Raw genomic sequence first — 24,535 nt, forward strand, 5'->3', positions numbered from 1 at the left:
GAAGCCGAATCAACTACACGAGCGTTCGGGTTCAAACCTGTTGAAATTAGTCGCCGACATTTGGTGTGATAGGATCAGCATGAAGACGATCGGGATACTCGGCGGCATGTCCGCTGCCTCCACGCAGATTTATTATCGCGAGCTCTGCCGGATGACGCGAGAGCGTCTCGGAGGGCTTCATTCGCCCGAATTGCTCATCCGTTCGCTTGATTTCGCGACGATAGAGACCCTCCAGGCATCGCGAAGATGGGACGACGCAGGCGACATTCTGAACCGCGAGGCGAAGGCCTTGGAGCGTGGCGGTGCAGATTTCATCATCCTTGCGACAAATACGATGCACAAGCTTGCTGATGCAATGATGCAGGGCGTCTCCGTTCCCATGCTGCACATTGCAGACGCGACCGCGGCGCGCATCAAGGAGCAAGATTTGCGAACGCCGGGTCTCATGGCAACTGCGTTCACGATGGAGCAGTCATTCTATGTGGATCGGCTGAAAGCGGCGGGTCTTTCTTATCTCGTCCCGGATGCGCCGGACCGAGCCGAGACCCATCGGATCATCTACGAAGAGCTCTGCCGGGATATCGTCACGGAGCCTAGCAAGAAAGCCTACCAAGGAATTGCTGCGCGTCTGGTCGACCGCGGCGCTGACTGTTTAATCCTAGGGTGTACTGAAGTCGGGATGTTGCTCAATCAAGAGGTCGTTTCCGTACCCGTTTTCGATACGACGCTTATTCATTGTGATGCAGCGCTCGCCATGGCGTTGGAGGATTGGCTTTATCCTCTAACTCAATGAAAATTCCGGCTTTTCACCTTCAGCGTGTCGATGTGCAAATCCCGCACGAAGATATCTCGTGCCTCTGGCACCCGTTTCTGTCTATCGCGAGAATCCCCACCACCTGCCGAGCCGTGAGCGAACTCGTCTCCGCGTCCTGATGGTGCTTTAAACCCGACATCCATGTCAGCCAGACCGGAGAGGTCAGCAGATAGGTCGAATAGCTGCTGCGCGACCAGGTGCACGACATCCCCTTCCCGCTGGATTCGTCCGTTGATTGCCATCATGATTGATCCGAGCACAACGCGGCGCCGCTTCTCGAATAGGCTTGGCCAGACAACGACGTTCGCGGGACCGGTCTCGTCCTCGATCGTGATGAACATCACCCCTTTCGCGCTCCCCGGCTTTTGTCGAACCAGGACAAGACCTGCGGTGTAGACCCATCGACCGTCACGCGCACACATCGCGTCTTCGCACGTCACCATGCTGCGTTTGGAGTCAAGCTCTCCCATAGGAATGCCATTGGATGCCCTTGGCGCCGTCTGCTTGAAGACGCTCAGCGGCTTTCGCGGTCTTGTCTTCCGAGCGCCCGTTGACCACAACATCGGCCCCAGCTCCGGCAAGCTGGCGGGCGATCGCATAACCGATACCTTCTGTTGACCCTGTGATCAGGGCGGTCTTGCCGCTGAGATTGATTTCCATATTCGCTCTTGTTGCTAGTATTAGCGCCGTTCAATGTCGAAAAGAACGTCTGTGAATCTCTGGACGACTTTCCACGGCACCAGTAGCCATGCGTTTTGCAGATCCACTGCACGAACACTTCTGGGTTGTCACCGGCTTGAATGAGCCATGATAACATGCGCCTACAATCACGTATCGCCAACAGAATCCATCGCCGGATAATCGTCAAGGGCTGGAAGTCCACGCAACGTCTGTGCAGAATTCCGCCGTGATCTCTTCTACTGTCGGCTGAACCGGGATCCGACAACTCGCGGATCTTGCTTCCTTGCCGCGACGCCGAGCGCCCGCTCTATCAGATTAATCAGTTAGGGTGTCGGAGGATTCAGTTGTGGAGGAAGGTACGGATTTCCGCCACCGTCGTTTTCGGCTGCTCTTCCATCAGCCAGTGGCCTGAATTGGCGATGACGACTTCGCGCACGTTATTTGACGCAGAACGCATGATTAGGGCCATCGTACTTCCCAGAGAACGCTCGCCGCCAATTGCCAGAACGGGCATTGGCAAAGGTCCGCGCGCCACGAACGCACGATTGTCAATCACATCTTGATCGAAAGCCGCGAACTGAAGGAAGCCAGCATGCATTCGCCCCGGCCTTTCGTAAAGCTTCGCATAGTGGACACGCATCGCCTCAGGAAACCCGGTTTTGGTTGCCGCAAATTCGTTCCAGAAACGGTCAAGGTAGATGCGCTCGCGACCCGCAACCAGGCGCTCCATGTCAGGACCGCCGAACCGGAAATGCCACAGCAGCGGGCTCTTTAGTATTTCGTCCCACGGTCCGACGCCTGGAACGGGAGCATCCATCATCACCAGGCGCGTGGTGCGGTCAGGGTGCGCTTGCGCAAAGGCGAAGGCGACCATGTTGCCAATGTCATGTCCGACGACGTCGGCCTGACGCACTTTCAGCGCGTCGAGGACACCCGCGAGATCCTCTGCCTGGTTTTTCTTCGTAAATCCATCCGTGGTGATCTCCGACAGACCCATACCGCGAAGGTCTGGAGCAATCACTGTGTGGTCAGCCATCAATTCAGTGGCGAGTGGTGCCCACATATCTCCAGTGTCGCCATAACCATGGATTAGAAGGACCGCAGGACCTTTGCCTCCGATCCGGACGTGAAGCTTGGTGCCGTTGGTTTTAATCTCTTCGGTCCGAAAGGACTTGGGAAACTCGAATGTGTCCGCCAAAGCATCGCTGCCAAGGATCAGGCATGCCGCTATCGCAAATACTATGTTCTTCATTGAGAAATGCCTCCATCGCTGGACCGCAGCTATTCTGAAAACATGCCGGCGATCTTGAGTGATATTGTCCTTTTTCGTTCAAAATGGGCACCATGCGCATCAACGCCTTGGTAGCGTTGCGGGTTTTGGCTGGAGCCACTTCACTTTCCGACAAAAAGGAGCACAATGTTCAAGACGTGCCTGACACGCTCGATTTAGCATGATCACGAAGTCCGATGACAACGCAGCGGGGGCGATGCGTGCAATCCGATCTTACCTACGGTCAGAAATTTGTCAGCCAGTTCCGGGCAGATTCCGTCTCGCAACTGGTCGCCTCCGGGCCGCGTAAATCCCGGTTACTCGTTTCGCGGCTGCGCAGGGACACGCCAGGGCACGGGCCAGCGTCGCCAGCGGAACATCAGTTCGGTGCCGTCTACTCCGTTTTGCTGCAGCTTCGCGAACAGACAAACCGAGAGCTGTTCATTGACGGCAAATGCGTCCATCGTGGCTCCTACGCCGCGCGAACGACAAGCATCGTCAACCACCTCGAGAAACCGCTGGCAAACCTGCTCAGCCCTTTTGACAACCTCATTTTCATCGTGCCGCAGATCGCGCTTGACGAGATAGCCGACGAACGAGGTGCCGGACGTGTCACCCAGCTCACTTGCCAGCCTGGCGGCGTCTTCGACGAAACGGTGTGGCACTTGGGCAATGCATTGCTGCCAGCCCTAGCGCGGCCGAACGAAATCGGCTCGCTTTACGCCGAGCAACTCATGCTCGCCATAAACACGTATTTCGCGCAGGCATTTGGTGGAATGCGGTCGAACAAGGATAAGGCAGGATCGCTTGCGCCGTGGCAGTTTCGACGCGTCACAGAGGCCATGACATCCGTTTCAGATATAGATCTCTCGCTCAAGGAGCTCGCGGCCCAATGCGGACTTTCTGTGAGCTATTTCGTCCGTGCGTTCAAAGTAACGACGGGCGATTCTCCGCATCAGTGGATATTGCGCCATCGCATCGAAAAATCGAAGATCATGCTCGCAAATGACGGATCAAGCTTGGTTGAAGTTGCGGGCTGCTGCGGCTTCGCCGACCAAAGCCATTTCACCCGCATGTTCAAATCCTTTGTCGGCGTGACACCCGCTGTCTGGCGACGGGCGATCAGGTCTTGAAGCGCCGTGTCACCGTAATTTTCAAGCAGAGGAATTAGAGTTGGAATCCGATCAGCAGTATGCGCAAAGACACGTTCGGCAGTTCAAGACCGACTCAGTTGCACAGATTGTCGGGTCAGGGCTTGGAAACTCGAAGCTCGTCGTGTCACGGGTCAAGCGAGACTCGCCCGATCACGGCTTTGCCACACCTGCCCAACCTGATGCGGTTTTTTCTATCCTTGTCCAGTTGCGATCGCAGGGACGCCGAGAACTCTATCTCGACGATAAACTGGTTCATCAAGGGTCGTTTCGGGAACGCACCGTTTCCGTCGTCAATCATTGGCAGCGGCCAAAAGCCAATCTTCTAAGCGCATTCGACACAATCATCTTTACCGTACCACAGTCTGCTCTCAACGAGGTCGCTGCAGACCATGGTGTCCGTTCACTGGAAACTCTTGTCTGTGAGCACGAGGGACGTCTGGACGAGACGGCCTGGAGCCTTGCGCAATCCCTTCTGCCCGCCCTTGAACGCCCCGAAGAAGTTGGTTCAATGTATGCCGAGCGCATTTTGCTTGCGAGCACCACCTATTTTGCTCATGCGTTTGGCGGACTGCAACAGGCGACCAAAGTGGGGCATGATCTCACACCAACGCAGTTGAATCGCGTTATCGAGCTGATGCGCGATCAGTTTCAGTCCGACCTTTCATTATCGCTGCTGGCGTCGGAAATGGATCTTACACCAAGGCAATTTGTACAGGCTTTCCGTCGGACCACCGGGGAGACACCGGACAGATGGATGCGTCATCACCGCATCGAGCAGGCAAAGACGATGATGCGTGGAACGACGTTGCCTGTTTCCCGTATTGCAACGCTCTGTGGCTTTCGAAGCGATCAGCATTTCATCCGGGTGTTTTCGTTGCTGACCGGCATCACGCCCGGCGCTTGGCGAAAGCATATTCTCAATTGATCGACGGACATCTGGTTGCTGCTCGCGAAGGAAGGCCATGCCAGCAATCCTGACGACGCCGGAAGAAGTCAATACCTGGCTGACGGCACCTTGGGGCGACGCGTCACCTTCAAAGGCCCTTGCCCGGCAACATGCTTGTCATCGTGCCCCCCGAGACAAAGCCCGACTGCAGGAAGAAGGGCTGTTGCTGTGAGAAGATCGTGTCGCATCTACCTTGCTCGGGAGCGATTCGACTTCTCCGGGAAGCACAAGGTCAATCGGTAAGGACCTGACATGCACGCGGTTCGCAAAATCATTCACGTGGATATGGATGCCTTCTACGCCTCCGTCGAGCAACGCGATAATCCAGATCTTCGTGGCAAGCCATTGGCGGTCGGGGCATCGGCTGCCCGAGGTGTCGTGGCGGCCGCGAGTTACGAGGCAAGAGCCTTCGGCGTCTATTCAGCCATGCCGTCAATCACTGCAAAACGAAAATGCCCTGACCTGATTTTCGTGCCCCCTCGCTTCGAGGTCTACCGTCAGGTTTCCTAGCAAATCCGCGAGATCTTTGCGCAGTACACACCAGTCATCGAAGCGCTGTCACTTGACGAAGCTTATCTGGACGTTACCGAGAACCTGAAAGGCATGGAGATCGCCACTGACATCGCTTTGGAAATCCGCTCAAAGATCAAGGAGGTCACTGGCCTCAATGCTTCCGCTGGCATCTCATATAACAAGTTTCTGGCCAAGATGGCGAGCGACCTGAACAAGCCCAACGGCCAGGCGGTGATCACGCCGAAGAACGGGCCAAGCTTTGTCGAATCCCTCCCCGTCAAGAAATTCCATGGGGTTGGCCCCGCCACGGCAGAGCGGATGAAACGATATGACATCGAGACAGGCTTTGATCTGAAATTGAAACCACTTTCCTTCCTGCAACAACATTTCGGCAAATCAGGCCCACACTTTTACGGCATTGCCCGCGGCATCGATGAGCGGCAGGTCAAAGCCAACCGCATCCGCAAATCTGTCGGCGCGGAAGATACATTTGTCGAGGACATCGACACGCTCGACCTCGCTCAAGCCGAACTGCGCCCTTGGACGAAAAGGTCTGGCGTTATTGCGAGACCCACGACATCACCGGAAAAACGGTGACTGTTAAAATCAAATATTCGGACTTTACCCAAGCGACACGAAGCAAGACGTCGGGCTCAGGTGTTCCAAGCATTAAGATGATCCTTAAGATAGCAGAGGCACTGCTGGGGTCTGTTTTCCCGTTCACAAGGCCGGTCCGGCTCTTAGGTATCACTCTTTCATGGCAAAAGGCGACGAGAGGCTTCCGATGATCCAGTCCTGCCGCCGGTCATTGCAAAAATGGTCGGCCTCGCCTTGCGAGCAGCTCTCACCGGGGAAGTATTCAGCTGGGACATGGATGTAAAACGCCAGTAATCGAAGATTCGCTGGTCGGCCCGCAACCTCTCAAGCCGCCCTCGCTGCGTTCACGCCTGCCCCGAAACAGATACCTGCCGCGCACGAAAATCTACGCTCAGGCCGTTCGAGTGATCAACGGCGAGGAACTGAAGATCGTCGGACCGGACAGGTTGCTTCGAAAACCGATCAAGGACTTGATGCCGTTGCTCAGAAAGGAGATGATCGAGGCCGGACATCAAGGGTGGAACGACGACGGTGACGATCCGTCGGTCGTCGCCGGCCCTAAGCATCCGTCTCAAGGCGGATGCTATTTAAAATTTCGAAAGCAAGACATCCGCACCTGCCGCGGCAAGACCGAAGATCATCAACAAAGCGAGCAACAACTTTGAAACGGCCATAGGGCTCGCCCATCAATATATTTGAAGAAATATATCACTGTTAATGTCTGGTCCGGCGACCGTCAGAGATCTATCAATGCTGCCTTAAGTGTTTCAATTATCAGATTGCCGAGAAAAGCTTTTGATGCGAACAAAGCTTGTTTCGGAATGTCGGCCTTGATGACTGAACCTCGGCAAAACGATGCACAACGGAGTTGATACCTGCGGGTGGAGCGAGTATCAGCATCTACGACCTGCATTGGCCAAGAACTTGCGTCGCAGGCAAGCCCCCATTTTCAAATCGACCGAGAACCCATGGCCCGCAAGAACAGAGACGAGATGGTGTCATGGAATTCGGAACCGGAGCCGACGTTTTGTCCGTTGTGCGAACGGGTGATCCCCGAAGACCAGAAAGAAGACCACCACCTCGTCCCAAAGAGTAAAGGCGGCAAGGCCACCGTCTGCCTGCACCATGTCTGCCACCGCCAGATACACGCCATCTTCACCGATGGGCAACTGGCAAAGACATTCTTTACAATCGAAGCCCTGCTGGAAGACCAAGCCGTGCAGAAATTCGTCACGTGGATAAAAAGCAAGCCTGTGGGTTTTTCAGACGGGGCGAAGGATTCAAAGCAAGGGTCTCATTCGAACAGGGGACGAAAATAGCAATTGTCGCCCAACATATTGGGCGACAAAACGTGGGAACCCGCGTTCTGAGGGCCAGGCGTACATATGATCATCAGGATGATCAGTCCGCCGTCCAGCAAGGCATTGCTAAGCCGAGTATTTTACCGTCACGCCGCGCTGCCGAAAGTAAGCCTGCATGAGCTTCCTGCCATAACGGTTGTTTTGTACGAGCCTGGCCGGGTCAAACAGCGCCTCTTTCAAACCCTCTCGCGTCAAAGCTGCTTTGAGAGCGGCGATATGCAAATCGATGTCAGCATTGTCTGCCTGAAGCGATTCATAAATTCGGTTTGTTGCATCTGCTACTGTAAGTTCGCTCACGATTGCACTCCTTTTGTTTTTGTTGGCTGGCGCGTATCACATTTTTTTCGTTCAGCCTACTATCGTAAAAGATGCCCACATCCTCCGACGATGAAGTGCAACGTTGCATCCGCTGTCGACGCTGGTAGACATAACCAGACCAACCGCAGCCAGTCACTTGCGGTAGAGGTACACGGTAGGTTCGCGCTGCAAGCAGACGTAGTGATCGTCAATTTGGATGGGACTGAGCCTCATCTTGAATTAGCTGTAGTCCGGGACACCGATGAACATTGTTGGCGTCATGGCGGTCACCTGTCGAAAAGCGCACGAGAACGAGGCCGTGCTGGCAAAACCGAACTCGGCCGATACATCAGCAATCGCATTCCCTCTTGCCAGCCAGTCCATCGCCTGCACGATCCGTGCGCGCTGTCGCCAGGACTTCAGCGTCAATCCAGTCTCCACCGGAAAAAGCCTGCTCAGGGTCCGAACGGATGTTGCGGCTCGCGACGCCAGTTCTTCCACGTTCAATCGGTTCTGACGATCCTCGAAAGCGAGATCGGCCACCCGCTTTCCGACGGGACTTATGGGCAAGGGCAGGAAGGTGGGCGCGTGGACAGTTTCAGTCAACTCATGAAGCATCAGCCTTGCAACCAGTTCGGCCTTGTCTGGTCCGATGCCTGACGAGAACGCCGCGTCGAGCAGGGATTTCATCAGCGGTGTCACTCGGAGCGTAAACGGTCGGTCCAGTTGCGTTGGGGGCGCCCAGGACTGAGCCGCCGATGGCTCCCAGTGCACCATCCAAAGTTCTGCGTCAGTGAGCACTTCAACCCGGTGTAAAACGCCCGCCGGAATCCAGACGGCAAGCTGCGGCGGAACCAGCCAGCGGCCCTCATCCGTATGAACCTGCACCATGCCCGATGCGGCAAAAGTCAGTTGCGCTTCTTCATGAGAATGGATGGGCATACCCATGCCGCGTTGTTTGGTGCCACGACGCATAGTGAAGGGGGGTAATGACATCATATTTGGCCTTTGCGCGATGTAGATTGGCATCACATCGTTCAGTCGTTTGTTTATCATACGATCTATCAGCGGTCGATCATCCCGAAATGGAGCCACAGTCATGGGCAAGAAAATGAAAGCTGTTGTGATCAAAGCATACGGCAATAACGATGTGGTCGAATACACCGATGTCGATCGTCCGCAACCGCAGGCTGGCGAGGTGCTGGTCAAAATACATGCGGCGGGGATCAACCCGGTAGACTGGAAAATTCGCAATGGTCTCGGTCAGCGCCTTGGCATGTCATTGCCCATTCACTTGGGCGGCGAGATCGCGGGGACCATCGAAGACCTCGGCGATGGTGTCAGCGAGTTCAATGTCGCAGATGCGATATACGGCATCATACCGTCTGGAGGTTTTGCCGAGTACGCAGTCGCCAAGGCTGGAGACCTGGCTCCCAAGCCGGCCAACCTGGACTTCAGACAGGCGGCCGCAATACCGCTTGGAGCCTTGACCGCATGGCAAGCGATGTTCGACCTTGCCAACCTCTCCAGCGGTCAGCGTCTGTTGATCACGAACAGCTCCGGCGGCGTTGGGTCGCTTGCGATCCAGATTGCCAAGGCGATGGGTGCGCATGTTACAGCCATGGGCTCCACGCCTAACGAGGACTACGTAAGAAGTCTGGGTGCTGACGATTTCATCGACTACAAAAAACAGCGTTTCGAAGACCTGGCCCATGACATGGATGTTGTGTTCGACACGGTCGGCGGCGACACCTTTGATCAGGCGTTTTTGACTCTCAAAAAGGGTGGCTTTCTGGTGACCGCAGTGGCTTTCCCCCAGGATGAAGCAAGCAGGTATGGCGTTGGCGTTGCACGGGTGTATTGCAAGCCCAATGCGAGGCAGCTTGTGTCGATCCGCGAACTCGCCGAAGCAGGAAAACTGAAGCCCAATGTTGCGACAGTGCTTCCTCTTGCCAGCATCAAGCAGGCATTGGATCTTTCCGAAAGCGGTCATACCCGCGGTAAAATTGTACTGCACGTGAACGATTAGTGACGCTGAAACACCGTGAGCACGGCGCAAAGCGTGCTCGAGAGGGCTCCTTGTGTGACTGCCTCAATACAGGCCCGTAATCCATTCTCTGCATTCGCGAACTCAATGGCAGACACGTCGTTGAAAACGATTCGTTCCAGCAGGGAACGATTTGTTGGCCGTTTCTGTTGAACGACGTCAGTTGTGTCAGGAGTGTGCGGATCATGGTTTCCCCGAGAGCGAACTGGAAAGGCTTCATCAAGTTCGGCGAGGTGTCCTGTGCGGTGGCGCTTTACACTGCGGCCTCGTCGTCGGAGCGGATCGCATTCAACACCCTGAACCGGGTGACTGGCAATCGCGTCCGGCGCGAATTCATTGACGGCGAGACGGGCGATCCCGTCGAGCGTGACGATCAGGTGAAAGGTTACGAGACCGATGAAGGACACTATGTTGTTCTTGAACCGGAAGAAGTGTCCGCCGCAATCCCCGAGACAGACAAGACCCTGAAGATCGAATCCTTCATCCCCTGTTCGGAAATCGACACGGTCTATTTCGACAAGCCCTATTATCTGACGCCCGACAAGATGGGCACCGAGGCGTATGTGCTGCTTCGCGACGGCATGAAACAGGCAAAGGTCGCCGCCATCGCGCGCACAGTGCTTTTCCGCCGCCTGCGCACCGTCCTCATCCGGCCACATGGCGACGGTCTGATCGCTTCGACCCTCAACTTCGACTACGAAGTTCGATCCTCACAGGAGGCATTCGACGACCTCCCGGATATGAAAAGCGATCCCGAATTGCTTGAGATCGCAGAGCTGATCATCGCCAAGAAAAAGGGTAGCTTCGATGCCAGCAGTTTCGATGATCGTTACGAGGATGCGGTGGCTGAGCTCGTCAAGGCCAAGATCGAAGGACGATCCCTGCCAAAGAAGAAAGAACGCTCCACAGGCAAGGTGATCGATCTGCGTCAGGCCCTGGCGACAGTGCGGGTCTCGACACCCAGAAAACAAAACCCAGGAAAGGTACAGCCAATGCTGAAAAGAGTGCCAGAGGTTCAAAAGCCAAAAAGGCAGCCGCAAAGGCAAAACCTGCCGCTCAAACACGCCGCGCCAGCTAAGAGGAAACCAACATGGCTGTTCGTCCCTACTGGAAGGGTTACCTGAAGCTCTCTCTCGTCAATTGCGCGGTTCAGATGATGCCTGCCACATCAGAGAGTGAAAAGGTGAGGTTTCACACGCTGAACCGTGCAACGAACAACCGCGTCGTCAGCCATTATGTCGATTCCGTCACGGGCAAGGATGTGAAGGAAGAGAACGAGGTCAAGGGCTACCAGCGGGGTGAGGACGACTACATCATTCTCGAAGACGACGAGCTCGAGACTGTCGCGCTCGACAGCACCCGGACCATCGACATCTCCACATTTACAAAACGCGATACCATCGAATGGATATGGCTCGACACGCCCTACTATCTTTCACCCAACGAGAAAGTCGCTCAGGAGGCCTTTTCCGTGATCCGCGATGCCATGGCATCGCAGGATATGGTCGGCATCTCGAGGCTTGTGATCTCGCGGCGAGAACGCGCCGTCATGCTGGAGCCGCGCGGCAAGGGCATCATCTTGTGGACGTTGCGCTTCGGTGACGAGGTCCGCGACGAACACAGTTATTTTGACAACATTGGCGACGAGAAACCGGACAGCGATCTGATGTCCCTCATCCAGACGCTGATCAAAAAGCAGACCCGTCCGTGGGATGCCACCATGGTGGTCGATCCTGTCCAGGACCGCTTGCTCGATATTATCAAGACCAAGAAGAAGGCGCAGAAAAAGCCAGCCAAGAGCAAGACAGCGGCGCCGGCTTCATCACCTGCTTCAAGCAACGTCATCAACATCATGGATGCATTGAAAAAATCGGTTGCGAAGGAAACGCGCAAAGGCAAGTGAGCCAGATCAGGCTGGAGTGTTTCTGGCTTTGTTCAGTCGCTTGATGGCTTGCTCCAGCGGTCTTCGGCCATCACCATAATCCTGCCAAGCCGTACTCTTTTTCAGAAGACCAGGCACGGTTCTGACGGTGAAGCGCGTTGGATCGAGATCGGCTTTTACCTGCGTCCAGTTCAGCGGCATCGATACCGTTGCACCCGGACGTGCTCGCGGCGACAACGGTGCCACTGCCGTTGCCATCCGGTCGTTGCGCAAATAGTCGAGAAAGATCCGCCCTTCCCGCTGGTTCTTCGCCATCTTGATCAGATAGAGTTCCGGATTGTCGCGGGCCATGTCTTCACACACATCATGTGCGAAGGCTTTGGCCTCGTCCCAGCTCAGTTTTTTGCCTTTCGGGATTGAGAGCGGCGTCACAACGTGCAGGCCCTTACCGCCCGTGGTCTTACAGAAACTGACAAGGCCCAGTTCCTCCAGACGATCACGGATTTCGCGGGCCGCATCGACGACGGCGGGCCATTCAACGTCCGGGCCGGGATCAAGGTCGAACACCAGACGACCTGGTATTTCTGGCTGGTCCGGTTGGCAATTCCAGGGGTGTAACTCGATCCCGCCGATCTGGGCGATGGCAGCTAGGCCTTCGATGCGGTCAATCTGGAGGTATGGCTTCTTGTCGCCGGAAACCGTCACAAGTTCCAGAAGGTTCGACGTTCCGGACATGGCGTGGCGCTGGAAAAATTGCTCGCCACCAATGCCATCAGGGGTCCGAAGGATCGAACACGGACGACCTTTGATATGGTCGATCAACCAGGAACCGACTGCCTCATGATAAAGGGCGAGGTCCACTTTTGTGACAGGCTTCCCATCACCGGCATCCGGCCAGAGCGGCTTTTCAGGACTAGAGATCATCACTCCCATGACCTCTTCCTTTGCGCCTTTTCGATAGCGCTTGGCAGATGGCTTGTCCGTTTCGGGATCGGGAACATCTGCCTTCGACGGCGACGCGGGTTGTTCGGCTTCGACCTCGGCAGCAGGCTTGTCTTCCCGCAGCCCCTTGAACGCGCCCTGTCGAACTTGTCCGTCAGCGGTCCATCCGGCAAACTCGATCTCAGCCACGAGTTCAGGCTTCAGCCAGACAATGTCATCCGACATCTTCGGCGCCCCGATCCCGGTGAACGGAGATTTGGAGTTTTCCATCTCTTGAAGCCTTGGCAGCAGTTTCTCGACCGTCTGGGCGCTATAACCTGTTCCCACGCGCCCGACATAGACAAAGTGATTGCCACTGAAGACCCCGACGAGCAGAGACCGGAATTTGCCGTTGGTCTTGGCGTAGGCACCAATCACCACTTCATGGCCAGCCCGGCATTTGGATTTCGCCCATGTTTTGGTGCGACCAGAAACATACGGTGCATCTGCCTCCTTGGAGACAATACCCTCCAGAGATAGGCGACACGCTGACTTCAGGACGGCGTCACCACCCGTCTCGAAATGCTCGACAAACCTCAAGAGAGGATCTTCTCCAGCGTCTGACAGCACGCTTTCCAGACGAACCTTACGGTCCGTCAGCGCCAGCTTTCTCAAGTCTTCATCACCAACGAAAAGGAGATCGAAGGCGAAATAGACGAGATCGTCGGTGGTCCCTTCAGACAGCGCTGCCTGTAGTGCGGCAAAGTCCGGCGCACCCCGCTCATCAAGCGCGCATATCTCACCATCGATGATGCAATCCGGTAGCGACGACGCGGCCTCGGCGATGGCTGGCCATTTGGACGTCCAGTCCAACCCCTTTCGGGTCTTGAGTGTCACCTTTCCACTCAGGACGCGCATCTGGATGCGATAGCCGTCAAATTTGATCTCGTGAATCCAGCCCATCGTAGAAGGTGGCCGCGTCAGGCTTTCGCAGAGCTGCGGCGGGATAAAGTCCGGCATCGCCGATTTGGTGCTTGAGGGTTTGGCCTGCTTTTTGGTCGGTTGCTTTGCCTTTACCTTCACGGCGGTTTTCGTTCCGATTTTGCGCTCCTCGGCAGCCAGACCTTCGTTGCTGTTCCAAACTGCGTCCGCCTCGACCGCGCCACCATCGGTCATGAACGGCTTCGGCTTCCTGCCCCTGCCCGCGGCAATGGCTTCCATCTTGCGGCCAGAGGCAACGGAGGTGTTTTTGTCATCGAGGATTGCTGCGCCGTTGTCACTGACCGCAAAATCATCGCGATGTTTGATCAGCAGCCAGTTGGTTCGCTTACCGCCATCGCGGTCATTACGCATACGAACCAGAACAAAGCTCCCATGCAGCCGTTCGCCTTCCAGCGTGAACTTGAAATCACCCTTCGCAAGCGCCTCTTCCGGCGACTTGGAACCTTCAGGCTCCCAATATCCCCGGTCCCACAGCATCACTGTGCCACCGCCGTACTGGCCCTTGGGTATGGTGCCCTCGAAGTCGCCGTAGTCCAGCGGATGGTCCTCGACCTCGACGGCAAGCCGCTTGTCGTTCGGATCAAGAGACGGCCCCCTCGTCACGGCCCAGGATTTGAAGACCCCATCGAGTTCGAGCCGCAGATCATAATGCAGACGGGTTGCGTCATGTTTCTGGATGACGAAGCGGCGGCGGTTCGATGCTTTAACTTCAGCGTTGCCGCTTGGCTCACCGGTCTTCTTGAAATCACGTTTGGATTTGTATGTGGAAAGATTGTCGGCCATGGGCATTCAACTCCCTTATTGCGCAATGCCACTGGCTTCACGCCGCGCCCCCGGCATCTTCGGACGTTACGATACATAAAACAGAAAAACGTCCGTAAGCATCCAAGTGCCGAAAGTCTGGTATTTCTACGTCACGTCGCGATTTGCATCAGAGAGGACAGCACTTCACGCTCGGAATAGGGTTTACCGACGAAACCAATGGGTTGCCACTCTTGCGCCGCAGCACGGGTACGCTCATCGAGATTGCCGCTGACAAACAGTGACGGGATGTTCCAGCGCTGGCGAAGGGCTCCGGCGGTTTCAATGCCGTTCGTTCCACGAGCCAGATTGACATCCATGATGGCGACATCAACGCTGCCGCCTACAGTTTCTGCAAGAGCAATGGCTTGGGGCATATCGGACGCTTGCCCCACAACCGTGTATCCCGCATCGACAAGCATGTCCTCGAGATCAAGTGCCAACAGCATTTCGTCTTCCACGATCATTACGCGCAGGGGCATCAGGTGCGCTCCCTTGGGAAGATCACGGACGCTCGGAAGCCTTGCTCGTCAAGCTCTTCCCGAAATTCCCCATCAAGCTGCGCTGCCATGCTTGCGACCAGTTTGGCGGAAAGATCGCTCTGCGAGGGCTTGCCAAATCCCGCACTGTTGTCGTCTGAAATTGTCAGCTCAAGTGAGCCAGAGGCACGTTCCCGAAGTGACAAACGAATATCTGTGTCATCAGTCTTTGAGCGCCGTATGCGATTAGCCAGAAGTTCATTGACGATCACAGAGACTGGAATGGCGCGTTCCGTTGTCAGTCCAATCTCGTCAATAGCTGTCGTGACCGCGCGACTTCCAGGAGCGTTGGTCAGATCGAGACAGAGCTTCGTAAGGTGATCGGCCATGTCCACCGAGAGGGAATTTTCCGTTCGGTACAGTCTTTCGTGAACCGAGATAATCGCCCTCACCCGTGCGATTGCCTGCTCGAAAGCGTCGACCGCATCGGGATTTTCAAGCCTGCGGGCCTGTAAACGCAATGTGCTGACGACAAGCTGGAGGCTGTTTTTGACACGGTGATTGACCTCTGCGAGCAGGACATCCTTCTGCTGCAACAGTTCCTCTTGTGTTTTGACTGCATTGGAAAGTTCCGCTTCGCGAGCCCGATCGGCGGTAATGTCCATCAGCACACCAATCATCCGCACTGCACCGCTCGACGTTCTCAAAACCTCTCCCCGCGACGCAACGTAGCGAATATCGCCCGAGGGCAGCACAATGCGATAGTCGAAGTTCAAGACAGTCAGGTCAGGACTTCCGATTGCACTTTGGACGATACTGTTTACCGCTACGAGATCGTCCGGATGCATACGGTCAAAATAGGGTGCCGCAACCGGTCCACCCGTACCGGGTTCAAACCCGAACAGCTCATCGACGGAATGACTTCTCCGCCAGATATCCGTCTCGGGTTCATACTCCCAGGATGCAAGGTCAGCGGCATGGTGGGCAACACGAAGCCGCGCGTCGGCTTCGCGCGACTTCACCACGCTTTCCGTCACATCCATCGGATTTTGAATGATGTACTCGATAACACCATCGCCGCCTGCAACCGGAGTGTGAACGGGCGTCCAGAACCTCTGTGCGAAACCACCTCCCGGCTGAGGGATATCGTATTGGATCACCGCCATCTCGTGCGGCTTGCCCGTCGAGAGGACGTGCCTGAGCGAGACTTCGAGCGGACCTTGCTCCACCGTACCCACCGCATCCGGATTTTCGGGAAACGCTTCCAGAATATGACGGCCAACAATGTCGTCGAGCGTGCGCTCGGTCAGGCGAAGATAGCTCTCGCTTGCACCCACGATCGTCAAATCGGCCCTTAAGATGAGATAGGGTTGCGGCATTCCGCGAAGGATGGCAGCAAAGTCAGTCGGACGCTGGGTGACGGTCAATGCAGTGGCAACTCCAAAGTTGAATCGAAACCAGGACGGCAACAGGCATATGACCAAACCAGATCTACACGTCCCGAGACATGGCAGATTTAGGGAATGCCGATTTTATCAGTCCTTAGCCCAGCTTAACTTAACGGCCAGAGAAAGGTTCCACGCCACAAAACCGATATGGAACTTATTTCGGAGGTCAACGTTCGCCACCCGATTATGGCTGGAAAATACGACAGATGCCAAGTTGATCTCGCAAATTGCGATCGCGAACCGATCCACATTCCAGGCACGTTTCTGGAGGGGCCACCCGATGCCGGGATACTGCTTCTCCGCGGTTCGCGAAAGCTCATTGTGGATGCGGTTCTGCACCTCCGGAACAAACTCAAACTCGCAGGCGTTTTCTGAGTATTCAGAGGAGCCTCACATGCCCATCTCGCAACCCGTCCGTTTTTCTCCCGATCTTGAAGATATCAAACCCGATGAACAGGAAACAATCCAGGGTCTCAACGACACCTTCGATACGATCCTGCAAAAGACCGCTGGCGATTATGGTCATGCGGTAAGGTCGGTCCATGCCAAAGCGCACGGCATTCTTCAGGGCAAGCTTCACGTTAAAGACGGCCTCCCACCCGAACTCGCCCAAGGCCTTTTCGCCCGTCCCGGCAGCTATACCGTCTTTATGCGCATGTCGACCAACGCTGGCGATATATTGCCTGACGCGATTTCCTTGCCCCGTGGTCTGGCGATCAAGGTCGTGGGCGTTGATGGAGAACGCCTTCCCGACGCGGCAGGTCGCAGCCAGGATTTCGTCATGGTCAACGGGCCAATATTCCAGGCGAAAACGGCTGATAAATTTCTTGGCAGTTTGAAAATGCTGGCCAAGACGACTAACAAGATGGAAGGCACAAAAAAGGTCATGTCGAGCGTGCTTCAGGCGGTCAACAGCGCGATTGAGGCCGTTGGTCTATCCAGCTCGACCGTGCAATCCATGGGTGGCGCTCCAAACGTGGATCCGCTGGGAGAAACCTATTTCAGCGTCACACCATTCAGATACGGCGATTATGTCGCCAAGTTTAGTCTCAAGCCCGTCTCGCCATATCTGACTGAGCTGGCTGGCAGAGAGATCGATACCAGCGTCAGCGACGATGCCATCCGCGAGAAAGTTCAGGCAGAGATGAAGACGATCTCAGGCGAATGGGAGTTTCAGGTTCAGCTCTGTCGTGACATCGAGGCTCAACCCATCGAAGATCCGACCGTTGAGTGGGATCAAACCGAAGCACCCTTCATCACCGTCGCAACGATTACCGCTGCTCCGCAAGATAGCTGGAGTGACGAACAGGTAAAACGTGTGGACGAGGAAATGCGCTTCAGCGTCTGGACAGGACTGGCGGCGCATCAGCCGCTTGGAAACATCAACCGCGCGCGCAAGGCACCTTACGAACATTCCGCAAAATTCCGGGAGCGTTTCAACGGCTGTCCTATTCACGAGCCGCAGCAATAGGTTGGCAAGCATCCCGTCCCGTCGTTGCTGATCGTGGCAGCGACGGGATATTTTCGGTTCCCGACAACTCAGATCGTGAGATCAATCATGGCAGACCACATCCCCAATCCAGAATCAGAAGGCCCTGCCGGTGGTTGGGGGTCGGTGAAGTCGATTGTGCACATGTTTGGTGGCACCCTGCCCTCGCCAGCCATCCTTAAAACCCTTGCCAGCCAGAACAAGCCGGGCGGTTTTCAATGCGTCTCCTGCGCATGGCCGAAACCCGTCAATTACCATCCGTTCGAGTTCTGCGAGAATGGTGCCAAGGCAACCCTCTCGGATTTAACAAGCGCGCGCTGCAAGCCCAGTTTTTGGGATAATCATACAGTGTCGGAGCTTCGGGACTGGAAAGATTATGATCTCGAGCAGACCGGGCGGCTCACGCATCCCATGCGCTACGATGCTGAGAGAGATCGATATGTCGAGGTCCCATGGGACGAGGCTTTCGGACAGATCGGCGAGACCCTCAAAGAGCTGCCGCGCGATGACGTTGTGTTCTATTCATCCGGCCATGCCGGGCTGGAAGCCTCGTATCTTTACGCGCTGCTGGCACGGGTCTACGGCACCAACAATTTGCCTCAGAGTTCCAACATGTGCCACGAGACAACGTCTGTCGGGCTCAACAAGGTCATTGGCTCGCCTGTCGGCACCATCATCTGGGAAGACCTTGAAAAAGCGGACGCATTTTTCTTTTTCGGGCAGAACCCCGGATCAAACAGCCCGCGATTTCTGCATCCCCTACAGCAAGCAAAAAAGCGCGGTGCACGGATCGTCACGTTCAACCCCGTTGTCGAGCAAGGGCTGGTCTCCTTCGTCAACCCGCAGAGCCCGATCGATATGCTGACGGGCCATGAAACGCAGATTTCAGATGAATACCTTCAGGTAAAAGCAGGCGGCGACATCGCTGCCATGATGGGTCTCTGCAAAGTGGTGGTGGAGGCCGATGACGACGCGATTGCCAAGGGAAACAGCCGCGTCATCGATACAGACTTCATTGCGGAGCACACGACCGGATTTGAAACGTTCATCGCCAGCGTCAGGCAAACATCCTGGGACGACATTGAACGGGAGAGCGGCCTGACCGAACTGGCACTTCGCCGTGCTGGTGAGATTTATATCGGTGCTGAAAGGGTCATCGGCGTTCACGGTATGGGGTTGACGCAGCATTCGCAAGGCGCGCTGAATGTCGCTATGTTGGTCAATCTCCTGCTTTTGCGCGGCAATATCGGGCGCGCAGGTGCCGGATGCTGTCCGGTGCGCGGCCACTCCAACGTGCAGGGTCAGCGCACGGTCGGCATTGCCGAAAAAACGAAGCTGATCCCCATGGACAAGCTCAAGCAATTGTTCGATTTCGATCCTCCGACCAAGGATGGCACCACCATCGTTGATGCGGTGAAGGGTCTGATTGCGGGCAAGATCAAGGCCTTTATTTCGCTTGGCGGAAATCTCGTTCGAGCTGTTCCAGAGCAAAAAGAGATGGAACGTGCATGGGCAACTCAGGAATTGACCGTCATGGTCTCGACCAAGCTCAATCGCAGCCATCTTTTTCCCGGCAAACAGGCCTACATCCTGCCCTGCCTCTCGCGTGCAGAACGCGATGACCAGGCCACGGGTAATCAGGCAGTCTCTGTCGAGGACAGTTTTTCACACATCTCGGGATCGGTTGGAAAACACGGTCCTGCGTCAAAATATTTAAGAAGCGAATTGGCCATCGTCACCGGCATCGCCAAGGCAGCACTCGATCCTCATCCAAGGCTGAAATGGGATGAATGGACCGGCGATTATAGTCTGGTGCGCCAGTTGATCGAGCTGACATACCCCAAGGATTTCAAGGACTACAATTCCCGCATGTTCCAGCCGGGTGGCTTTTATCGTGGCAACGATGCTCATGATCGTGTCTGGAATACGGAAGAGAAAAAAGCAGTTTTCACGGCACCCAAACAGCTCAACGCACTGGCTTTTAACGACGCAGACGGCCGCTACAGGCTCATGACGCTGCGGTCGAACGATCAGTTCAACACGACGATATACGGCTATAGCGACCGCTTTCGTGGGATCGAAGGCACGCGGGATGTCGTTTTAATGTCAGAACACGATATCGCGAAGGCGGGCTTGAGACCGGGCCAGATGGTCACACTGGTCAGCGACTTTGGGGACGGCGTGCGTCGTGAACTGGGTGGGCTGGTCGTTACCGCTCATAACCTGCCGATAGGCACCATCGGCGCATATTATCCGGAAGCAAACGTGTTGAACGCCATCGATCACCATGATGAGCTATCAAAAACACCTGCATCAAAAGCAATACCGGTTCGGATTGAAGTGTCGTGATATATTTCCCTCGTTTTGTTTTCCAGCACTCGGAACGCATCAAGCGTGCGACAAGATGGCTCTTATCTGTTAGTTTCTAAAATACCTTCGCTGGAAAAACAAATGCTCAGTCATGACCTCGCCTCCTCTCCCAATGGCTCTGATCAGTCAGCAGCATCTCTCATGAATGCTGAGCTTGACGCTGCGCATCCTTCGCTTGTCAGCAATGATGACCTTCTTGCAGCTCTCCTCTCCGGTAGTGCCGACTGTATAAAGATCATCGGACTGGATGGCAGCCTCCAATTTATGAGTGATGGCGGCAAGCGTGTGATGGAAGTTGATGACTTCACTGCCATTAAAGGTTGCCCTTGGCCTGATTTTTGGCAGGGCGAAGGGAATAATGCGGCAAAGGCAGCGATCGCATCCGCCAAAGCCGGGATTGTCGCGCAGTTTTTCGGCGCCGCCGACACCGCCAAGGGAAACCCAAAATTTTGGGATGTGCGGGTCATGCCCGTGCGTGACAAAACTGGCACCATCAGCCATCTGCTCTCCATTTCCACGGATATCACCGAAACGAAAATCGCAAGGGATACGGCTGCTAAACTCTACAAGGATGCGCAGGACGCATCCGCAAAAGAGGCCGACGCTCTTCGCCGACTTCTCCAGCATGCCCCGAGCTATATGTGCGTGTTCGAAGGGCCAAACCATGTATTCGAACTGACCAACGATGCGTATCTCGGCCTGGTCGGCTACCGCAATGTCATCGGCCTTCCCGTGCGCGAAGCTCTTCCGGAAATTGCTGGACAAGGCTTTTACGAACTTCTGGACAGCGTTTATGAAACCGGCAAAGCGCAAGCAGTCCAGGGCCAACAGATTGAAGTAGAGCGAACAAAAGGCGGCGAGAAAGAAACCGCCTATGTCAATTTCGTCTACCAGCCAGTGTTTGACCAAAACGGAAACGTCACGGGCATCTTCGTGGAAGGCAGTGACATCACGGATGTCAAACGGGCTGAGTTTGCTTTGTTGGAGAAAGAGCGCCAACTGATGGTGGCCCTAGACGCGGCCCGGATGGGAGTTTGGGAGTCCACTCTGTGTGATGGCTCATTCGTGAACATCAAGGAAGATGCGCGCGCAGCCCAGATCCTTGGCACAAAAGATACTTCCAACCCCTCCTATACTGATTTTTCTGCACGGGTTCATGAAGAAGACCGAACAGCGCTGCGGGAATCCGTGACGCGTGCTCTTGATCCTGACGGTGACGCCATTCTTGATGTCGAATACCGGATCATCGCGACTGCCGAACAACCCGAACATTGGGTACATGCCCGTGCAGCGGCAACCAGGGTGGCCGAAGGCATAAAGTTCATTGGGACTGTCAGAGACATCACCCACAGAAAAGACAGCGAGGCGCGTCAGCGTCTGCTGGCAGGTGAGTTGCAGCACCGGATCAAAAACACCTTCGCAATGGTGCAGGCCATAGCCTCGCAAACGTTGCGTGGTGACGCAATCGCTGAACAGCGCGACATGTTCAATGGCAGGCTACAGGCTCTGGGGCAAGCGCATGATCTGCTCCTCGACACGTCCCAGGAAGAAGGCAAGATCGTTGATGTTATCACCAAGGCTCTTGCACCCTATCGCGAATACGCAAAACGGTTCGAGCTGGACGGGCCGAACATAACCTTGTCTGCCAAACAGACCCTGTCGCTTGCGATGGCGGTTCATGAGCTTGCAACCAATGCGACGAAATATGGGGCTCTATCAAACGACAACGGCCGCGTGACAATATGCTGGTCATCGAACACGACCACGCCAAAACAACCGCTTGGTAGTTTTACATGGCAAGAGCGCGAAGGCCCGACAGTCGTTGAACCAACCCGCAGAGGCTTTGGCTCTCGAGTCATATCTCGGCTGTTTGCCTCGGACTTCAGCGGGGGAATGGTTTTGGTCTTTGCGCCAACAGGTCTCGAATGCACATTTGTTCCGCACTCAATCATCGACGACCAAAGCGCATGACCTCGCGCTACGCTTGAGACCGCTACTGGAAGATGATCATCGACAGATTGTCCGCATAAACGGTCGTTGCGATCTAGAAAAACAAATGATCGGCAGTTGAAATCGATGCAAATGCCAAATTTAGCAGATCAACAGCGTTGTCCGGGTGTCGCGGAAACAACGGACTCTTGCGGGATATTATTCAAAGGGAATTTTAGTCCGGAGCCCCTCTCCTTCAGGCGCCGTATGGAGTGGGGCCCAATGGGAAGCACAAATGGGTGCTCCTGATTACTCCCTTTACTCCCACGCCAATGGCCAACGCAATGTGGGCCATTTTCATTTGAGCATCCGACTGAAAATCGGAGTCCGCTTTGTCAAAGGATCGGTGATCCGACCGTCGCCACTTGCACGACCAAAGATCCGCGATGCGAACCCACTCTTCGGCGGTCTGCTTCAAATCACCTAAACGAGACAATAAGGAGTGTTACAATTCACTACTATCAAAGGGTGTAAAAATTAAAATCTCCTCGGCAGGGACCGAGGAGATTTACACCCTGACCCGAGGAGGTCAGAGAACTTGACTGGAGTCAAACGCTTACGGGAAATCCCGGTGGATCAAGCGATTTAACCCGAAATGATCGTTACATAAACAGTTTCAAAAAGTCTTTCGAAAAATCAAAGTGACGCGAACTTTTTTATACATCTCGTTTTACTTGCAAAAAAAGCCCAACCGTGAAGTTGGGCTTTCTATTAATTGTAGAGTTTCAGAAGATTAGAACGCGCGCTGCAAGCGAACGAAACCGAGCCACTGGTCGCCAGCACCGCTATCAACACCTTCAGTGCCGTCAACGTCCTGGTAATTGAGTGCAACCTTCGCGGCGAGGCCAGACGTGATTTTGTAGTCAACCGTTGCACCAGCACGCCATGCATCGCGGTCACCCGTGAAGTCGCCATCAGTCGCAATATCAACCTTGCCGAAATACTGCGCACCTGGAGTGATCGTCAGCTTGTCGGTCGCCTTGATGGCGTATTGAGCTGCAACAGTCCATTCGGATTCTTCGTAGTAAGAGTTTGCGCCGGAAGCCCAAACAGCAGACAGACCCAGTGTACCAGGTCCGATGTCAGCATACAGAATACCGCGGATCGCGCCGTTTTCCTGATCGGTGTCGTAGCTACCAATTACGTTGGCGCTTACCGCATCGAACTTGCCGCCAATGATGCCGGCTACGCCAACATTGTTCGCGCCTTCGAATGAGCCGCCCTTTACGACGCCGATATTAGACGTACCCGAGCGAGCAGTTTCAAGCTCTTCTACAGCAACACCGGCATAAAAAGAGCCAGCATCATAGGTGTAACGGATAGTATTGAGGCGAACCGTGTTCGAGGCAAGAACATCGGTTTCACCGGTAAGATCGTCATCCCACCAAGTGATTGCAGTACCAACCCTGAGGCCAGCAAGCTCGATGAACGCCTGGTCTACGAATACGGTAGAACCGCTGTTTGCAGTGCCTGCAACAGCAGCAGCAGAACCGGTGTCCGCGTCACCACGAAGGCCGATGAAACCACGCAGAGCGCCGAGTTCGGTGTCTGTGCGTGTGTCGACGTTGAACTGAGCGCGCGTGAAGGAATCCCAGTCAGACGTGCCAGAGCGGTTACGATTGAAGTTAGTCTGGAAACGAATGTAACCGCTGAACTTCAGGCAGGTTTCGGTGCCTGGGATGTAGAAGAAGCCAGTGCCGAAAGCGTCGCAAACGCGAACGTATTCGAGGGGCTCTGGCTCAGCAGCGACGATAGCGTCGGCAGCTTGGGCGCCGGATACTGCTGCGAGAGCCGCAGCAGAGCCGATCAAAAGGCTCTTAATATTCATATCAATCTCCAGTCAAGTTAATTAGAGTATTAAAACATTAATATGTAATAATATGCAAATAATGTTCTAATGAGTATTAAATGGCAGAGAGATGCTTACTATGGCAACGCTCCACAATCATAGTTAAACGGATTTATAGTCTTAAAATGAAAATATGTTGCTGATAGGCAACATAGGTTATTCTTCCCTCAATTAGCAACTTTAGAAGCAATCAAGAATCGCGGGGAACGGTGAAGCGTACCCAACACGAAAGACAAGATTTTGAGGGATGAGATAGCAACGAGAGCGACGCAGGCGGATAGGAAATGCTACGGCATCATCCCTCATCCATCATCCTGAGCTTGTCGAAGGAGAGGTGCCGCGCAGGGGGCTCGAAGGACGAGGGGTTCGGGGCATGCAGGCAGAGTGCGTGGCCGGATGCTTCGAGGGCGCTGCGCGCCACCTCAGCGTGAGGGTGGAGGGTGTGGCAAGGAGTGGGACGGTGACGGGCGGAGGGTGTGGCCTAAGTGTGCAAGGGTAGCATGCCTCATCCTGAGCTTGTCGAAGGAGAGGTGCCCGCAGGGGCCTCAAAGGACGAGGGTTGCGGGACGCGCAGGCAGAGTGCGTGGCAGGATGCTTCGAGGGCGCTGCGCGCCACCTCCGCATG

At 55.1% G+C, this 24,535-nt stretch carries 17 protein-coding genes and 5 pseudogenes; 13 read left to right on the forward strand and 9 right to left on the reverse strand.

From position 1 onward, the window contains the following. The first annotated feature begins 79 nt into the window (after positions 1 to 79). Complete coding sequence (locus RMR16_RS06260) at positions 80 to 793, forward strand: aspartate/glutamate racemase family protein (RefSeq protein WP_320201647.1); 714 nt, start codon at positions 80 to 82, stop codon at positions 791 to 793. Here RMR16_RS06260 and RMR16_RS06265 read toward each other — a convergent pair. The 3 genes and pseudogenes from RMR16_RS06265 to RMR16_RS06275 form a co-directional block, all read right to left on the reverse strand. Next, positions 787 to 1,301: pseudogene (locus tag RMR16_RS06265) on the reverse strand (OB-fold nucleic acid binding domain-containing protein); the annotation flags it as partial. The gene RMR16_RS06260 and the pseudogene RMR16_RS06265 overlap by 7 nt on opposite strands. After that, positions 1,301 to 1,474, reverse strand: a pseudogene (locus tag RMR16_RS06270) (SDR family NAD(P)-dependent oxidoreductase); the annotation flags it as partial. The pseudogenes RMR16_RS06265 and RMR16_RS06270, both read right to left, overlap by 1 nt. Before the next feature lie 361 nt (positions 1,475 to 1,835). Next, positions 1,836 to 2,747 (reverse strand): alpha/beta fold hydrolase, encoded by a 912-nt coding sequence (locus RMR16_RS06275; protein ID WP_320201646.1) that lies wholly within the window; start codon positions 2,745 to 2,747, stop codon positions 1,836 to 1,838. Positions 2,748 to 3,169: 422 nt separating this feature from the next. Here RMR16_RS06275 and RMR16_RS06280 point away from each other — a divergent pair, with 422 nt between their 5' ends. The 6 genes and pseudogenes from RMR16_RS06280 (at position 3,170) to RMR16_RS06305 (ending at position 7,294) form a co-directional block, all read left to right on the forward strand. Further along, positions 3,170 to 3,898, forward strand: coding sequence for a helix-turn-helix domain-containing protein (locus RMR16_RS06280; RefSeq protein ID WP_432354480.1), 729 nt, complete (start codon positions 3,170 to 3,172; stop codon positions 3,896 to 3,898). Positions 3,899 to 3,938: 40 nt separating this feature from the next. Then, positions 3,939 to 4,844: a helix-turn-helix transcriptional regulator gene (locus RMR16_RS06285; RefSeq protein ID WP_320201644.1), complete on the forward strand. Its 906-nt coding sequence runs from the start codon at positions 3,939 to 3,941 to the stop codon at positions 4,842 to 4,844. Between the two features lie 28 nt (positions 4,845 to 4,872). Next, positions 4,873 to 5,037 (forward strand): annotated as a pseudogene (locus RMR16_RS06290) (SOS response-associated peptidase); the annotation flags it as partial. A gap of 80 nt (positions 5,038 to 5,117) precedes the next feature. Then, a pseudogene (gene dinB / locus RMR16_RS06295) lies at positions 5,118 to 6,166 on the forward strand (DNA polymerase IV). A 213-nt stretch (positions 6,167 to 6,379) separates the two neighbouring features. After that, positions 6,380 to 6,640 (forward strand): hypothetical protein, encoded by a 261-nt coding sequence (locus tag RMR16_RS06300; RefSeq protein WP_320201643.1) that lies wholly within the window; start codon positions 6,380 to 6,382, stop codon positions 6,638 to 6,640. A 303-nt stretch (positions 6,641 to 6,943) separates the two neighbouring features. Beyond that, entirely contained in the window at positions 6,944 to 7,294 is a 351-nt protein-coding gene (locus tag RMR16_RS06305; protein WP_320201642.1) for an HNH endonuclease signature motif containing protein, read from the forward strand. A 108-nt stretch (positions 7,295 to 7,402) separates the two neighbouring features. Here RMR16_RS06305 and RMR16_RS06310 read toward each other — a convergent pair whose 3' ends face one another. Beyond that, positions 7,403 to 7,636, reverse strand: a complete 234-nt coding sequence (locus RMR16_RS06310) for a hypothetical protein (protein ID WP_320201654.1) — start codon at positions 7,634 to 7,636, stop codon at positions 7,403 to 7,405. A 237-nt stretch (positions 7,637 to 7,873) separates the two neighbouring features. Continuing rightward, entirely contained in the window at positions 7,874 to 8,689 is an 816-nt protein-coding gene (locus RMR16_RS06315; protein WP_432354485.1) for an AraC family transcriptional regulator, read from the reverse strand. Positions 8,690 to 8,732: 43 nt separating this feature from the next. Here RMR16_RS06315 and RMR16_RS06320 point away from each other — a divergent pair, with 43 nt between their 5' ends. The 3 genes and pseudogenes from RMR16_RS06320 (at position 8,733) to RMR16_RS06330 (ending at position 11,583) form a co-directional block, all read left to right on the forward strand. Beyond that, a complete protein-coding gene (locus tag RMR16_RS06320; protein ID WP_320201640.1) occupies positions 8,733 to 9,662 on the forward strand; it encodes an NADP-dependent oxidoreductase in 930 nt (309 codons plus the stop codon). A 203-nt stretch (positions 9,663 to 9,865) separates the two neighbouring features. Further along, positions 9,866 to 10,758 (forward strand): annotated as a pseudogene (locus tag RMR16_RS06325) (Ku protein). Between the two features lie 12 nt (positions 10,759 to 10,770). Continuing rightward, positions 10,771 to 11,583: a Ku protein gene (locus RMR16_RS06330; protein ID WP_320201639.1), complete on the forward strand. Its 813-nt coding sequence runs from the start codon at positions 10,771 to 10,773 to the stop codon at positions 11,581 to 11,583. A 6-nt stretch (positions 11,584 to 11,589) separates the two neighbouring features. On the opposite strand, the gene ligD is transcribed toward RMR16_RS06330, so the two are convergent. From ligD to RMR16_RS06345, 3 genes are all read right to left on the reverse strand, one after another. Next, entirely contained in the window at positions 11,590 to 14,268 is a 2,679-nt protein-coding gene (gene ligD, locus RMR16_RS06335; RefSeq protein ID WP_320201638.1) for a DNA ligase D, read from the reverse strand. A gap of 131 nt (positions 14,269 to 14,399) precedes the next feature. Next, entirely contained in the window at positions 14,400 to 14,768 is a 369-nt protein-coding gene (locus RMR16_RS06340) for a response regulator (RefSeq protein ID WP_320201637.1), read from the reverse strand. After that, positions 14,768 to 16,192, reverse strand: a complete 1,425-nt coding sequence (locus tag RMR16_RS06345; protein WP_320201636.1) for a sensor histidine kinase — start codon at positions 16,190 to 16,192, stop codon at positions 14,768 to 14,770. Before RMR16_RS06345 ends, RMR16_RS06340 begins: the two co-directional genes overlap by 1 nt. A 415-nt stretch (positions 16,193 to 16,607) precedes the next feature. Here RMR16_RS06345 and RMR16_RS06350 point away from each other — a divergent pair, with 415 nt between their 5' ends. The 3 genes from RMR16_RS06350 to RMR16_RS06360 all read left to right on the forward strand — a co-directional run bounded on the left by RMR16_RS06350 (position 16,608) and on the right by RMR16_RS06360 (position 22,043). After that, on the forward strand, positions 16,608 to 17,684 hold the full coding sequence (locus RMR16_RS06350) for a catalase family protein (RefSeq protein WP_320201635.1): 1,077 nt from the start codon (positions 16,608 to 16,610) through the stop codon (positions 17,682 to 17,684). 87 nt (positions 17,685 to 17,771) lie between these two features. Next, entirely contained in the window at positions 17,772 to 20,051 is a 2,280-nt protein-coding gene (locus tag RMR16_RS06355) for an FdhF/YdeP family oxidoreductase (RefSeq protein ID WP_320201634.1), read from the forward strand. Positions 20,052 to 20,153: 102 nt separating this feature from the next. Beyond that, positions 20,154 to 22,043, forward strand: a complete 1,890-nt coding sequence (locus RMR16_RS06360) for an HWE histidine kinase domain-containing protein (RefSeq protein WP_432354490.1) — start codon at positions 20,154 to 20,156, stop codon at positions 22,041 to 22,043. Positions 22,044 to 22,794: 751 nt separating this feature from the next. Here the strand turns inward: RMR16_RS06360 and RMR16_RS06365 are convergent. Then, on the reverse strand, positions 22,795 to 23,889 hold the full coding sequence (locus tag RMR16_RS06365; protein ID WP_320201632.1) for a porin: 1,095 nt from the start codon (positions 23,887 to 23,889) through the stop codon (positions 22,795 to 22,797). Between the last annotated feature and the right edge of the window lie 646 nt (positions 23,890 to 24,535).

It is taken from the genome of Agrobacterium sp. rho-13.3, from assembly GCF_033957765.2.
Lineage (GTDB): Bacteria > Pseudomonadota > Alphaproteobacteria > Rhizobiales > Rhizobiaceae > Agrobacterium.

What these genes read in the sequence shown, in the direction of transcription:
- RMR16_RS06330 (WP_320201639.1), top strand. Translation starts at nt 10,771, where the DNA reads ATGGCTGTTCGTCCCTACTGGAAGGGTTACCTGAAGCTCTCTCTCGTC.
- RMR16_RS06365 (WP_320201632.1), bottom strand. Translation starts at nt 23,889, where the DNA reads ATGAATATTAAGAGCCTTTTGATCGGCTCTGCTGCGGCTCTCGCAGCA.
- ligD (WP_320201638.1), bottom strand. Translation starts at nt 14,268, where the DNA reads ATGGCCGACAATCTTTCCACATACAAATCCAAACGTGATTTCAAGAAG.
- RMR16_RS06340 (WP_320201637.1), bottom strand. Translation starts at nt 14,768, where the DNA reads ATGCCCCTGCGCGTAATGATCGTGGAAGACGAAATGCTGTTGGCACTT.
- RMR16_RS06355 (WP_320201634.1), top strand. Translation starts at nt 17,772, where the DNA reads ATGGCAGACCACATCCCCAATCCAGAATCAGAAGGCCCTGCCGGTGGT.
- RMR16_RS06260 (WP_320201647.1), top strand. Translation starts at nt 80, where the DNA reads ATGAAGACGATCGGGATACTCGGCGGCATGTCCGCTGCCTCCACGCAG.
- RMR16_RS06360 (WP_432354490.1), top strand. Translation starts at nt 20,154, where the DNA reads ATGCTCAGTCATGACCTCGCCTCCTCTCCCAATGGCTCTGATCAGTCA.
- RMR16_RS06320 (WP_320201640.1), top strand. Translation starts at nt 8,733, where the DNA reads ATGGGCAAGAAAATGAAAGCTGTTGTGATCAAAGCATACGGCAATAAC.
- RMR16_RS06350 (WP_320201635.1), top strand. Translation starts at nt 16,608, where the DNA reads ATGCCCATCTCGCAACCCGTCCGTTTTTCTCCCGATCTTGAAGATATC.
- RMR16_RS06305 (WP_320201642.1), top strand. Translation starts at nt 6,944, where the DNA reads ATGGCCCGCAAGAACAGAGACGAGATGGTGTCATGGAATTCGGAACCG.
- RMR16_RS06315 (WP_432354485.1), bottom strand. Translation starts at nt 8,689, where the DNA reads ATGATAAACAAACGACTGAACGATGTGATGCCAATCTACATCGCGCAA.
- RMR16_RS06275 (WP_320201646.1), bottom strand. Translation starts at nt 2,747, where the DNA reads ATGAAGAACATAGTATTTGCGATAGCGGCATGCCTGATCCTTGGCAGC.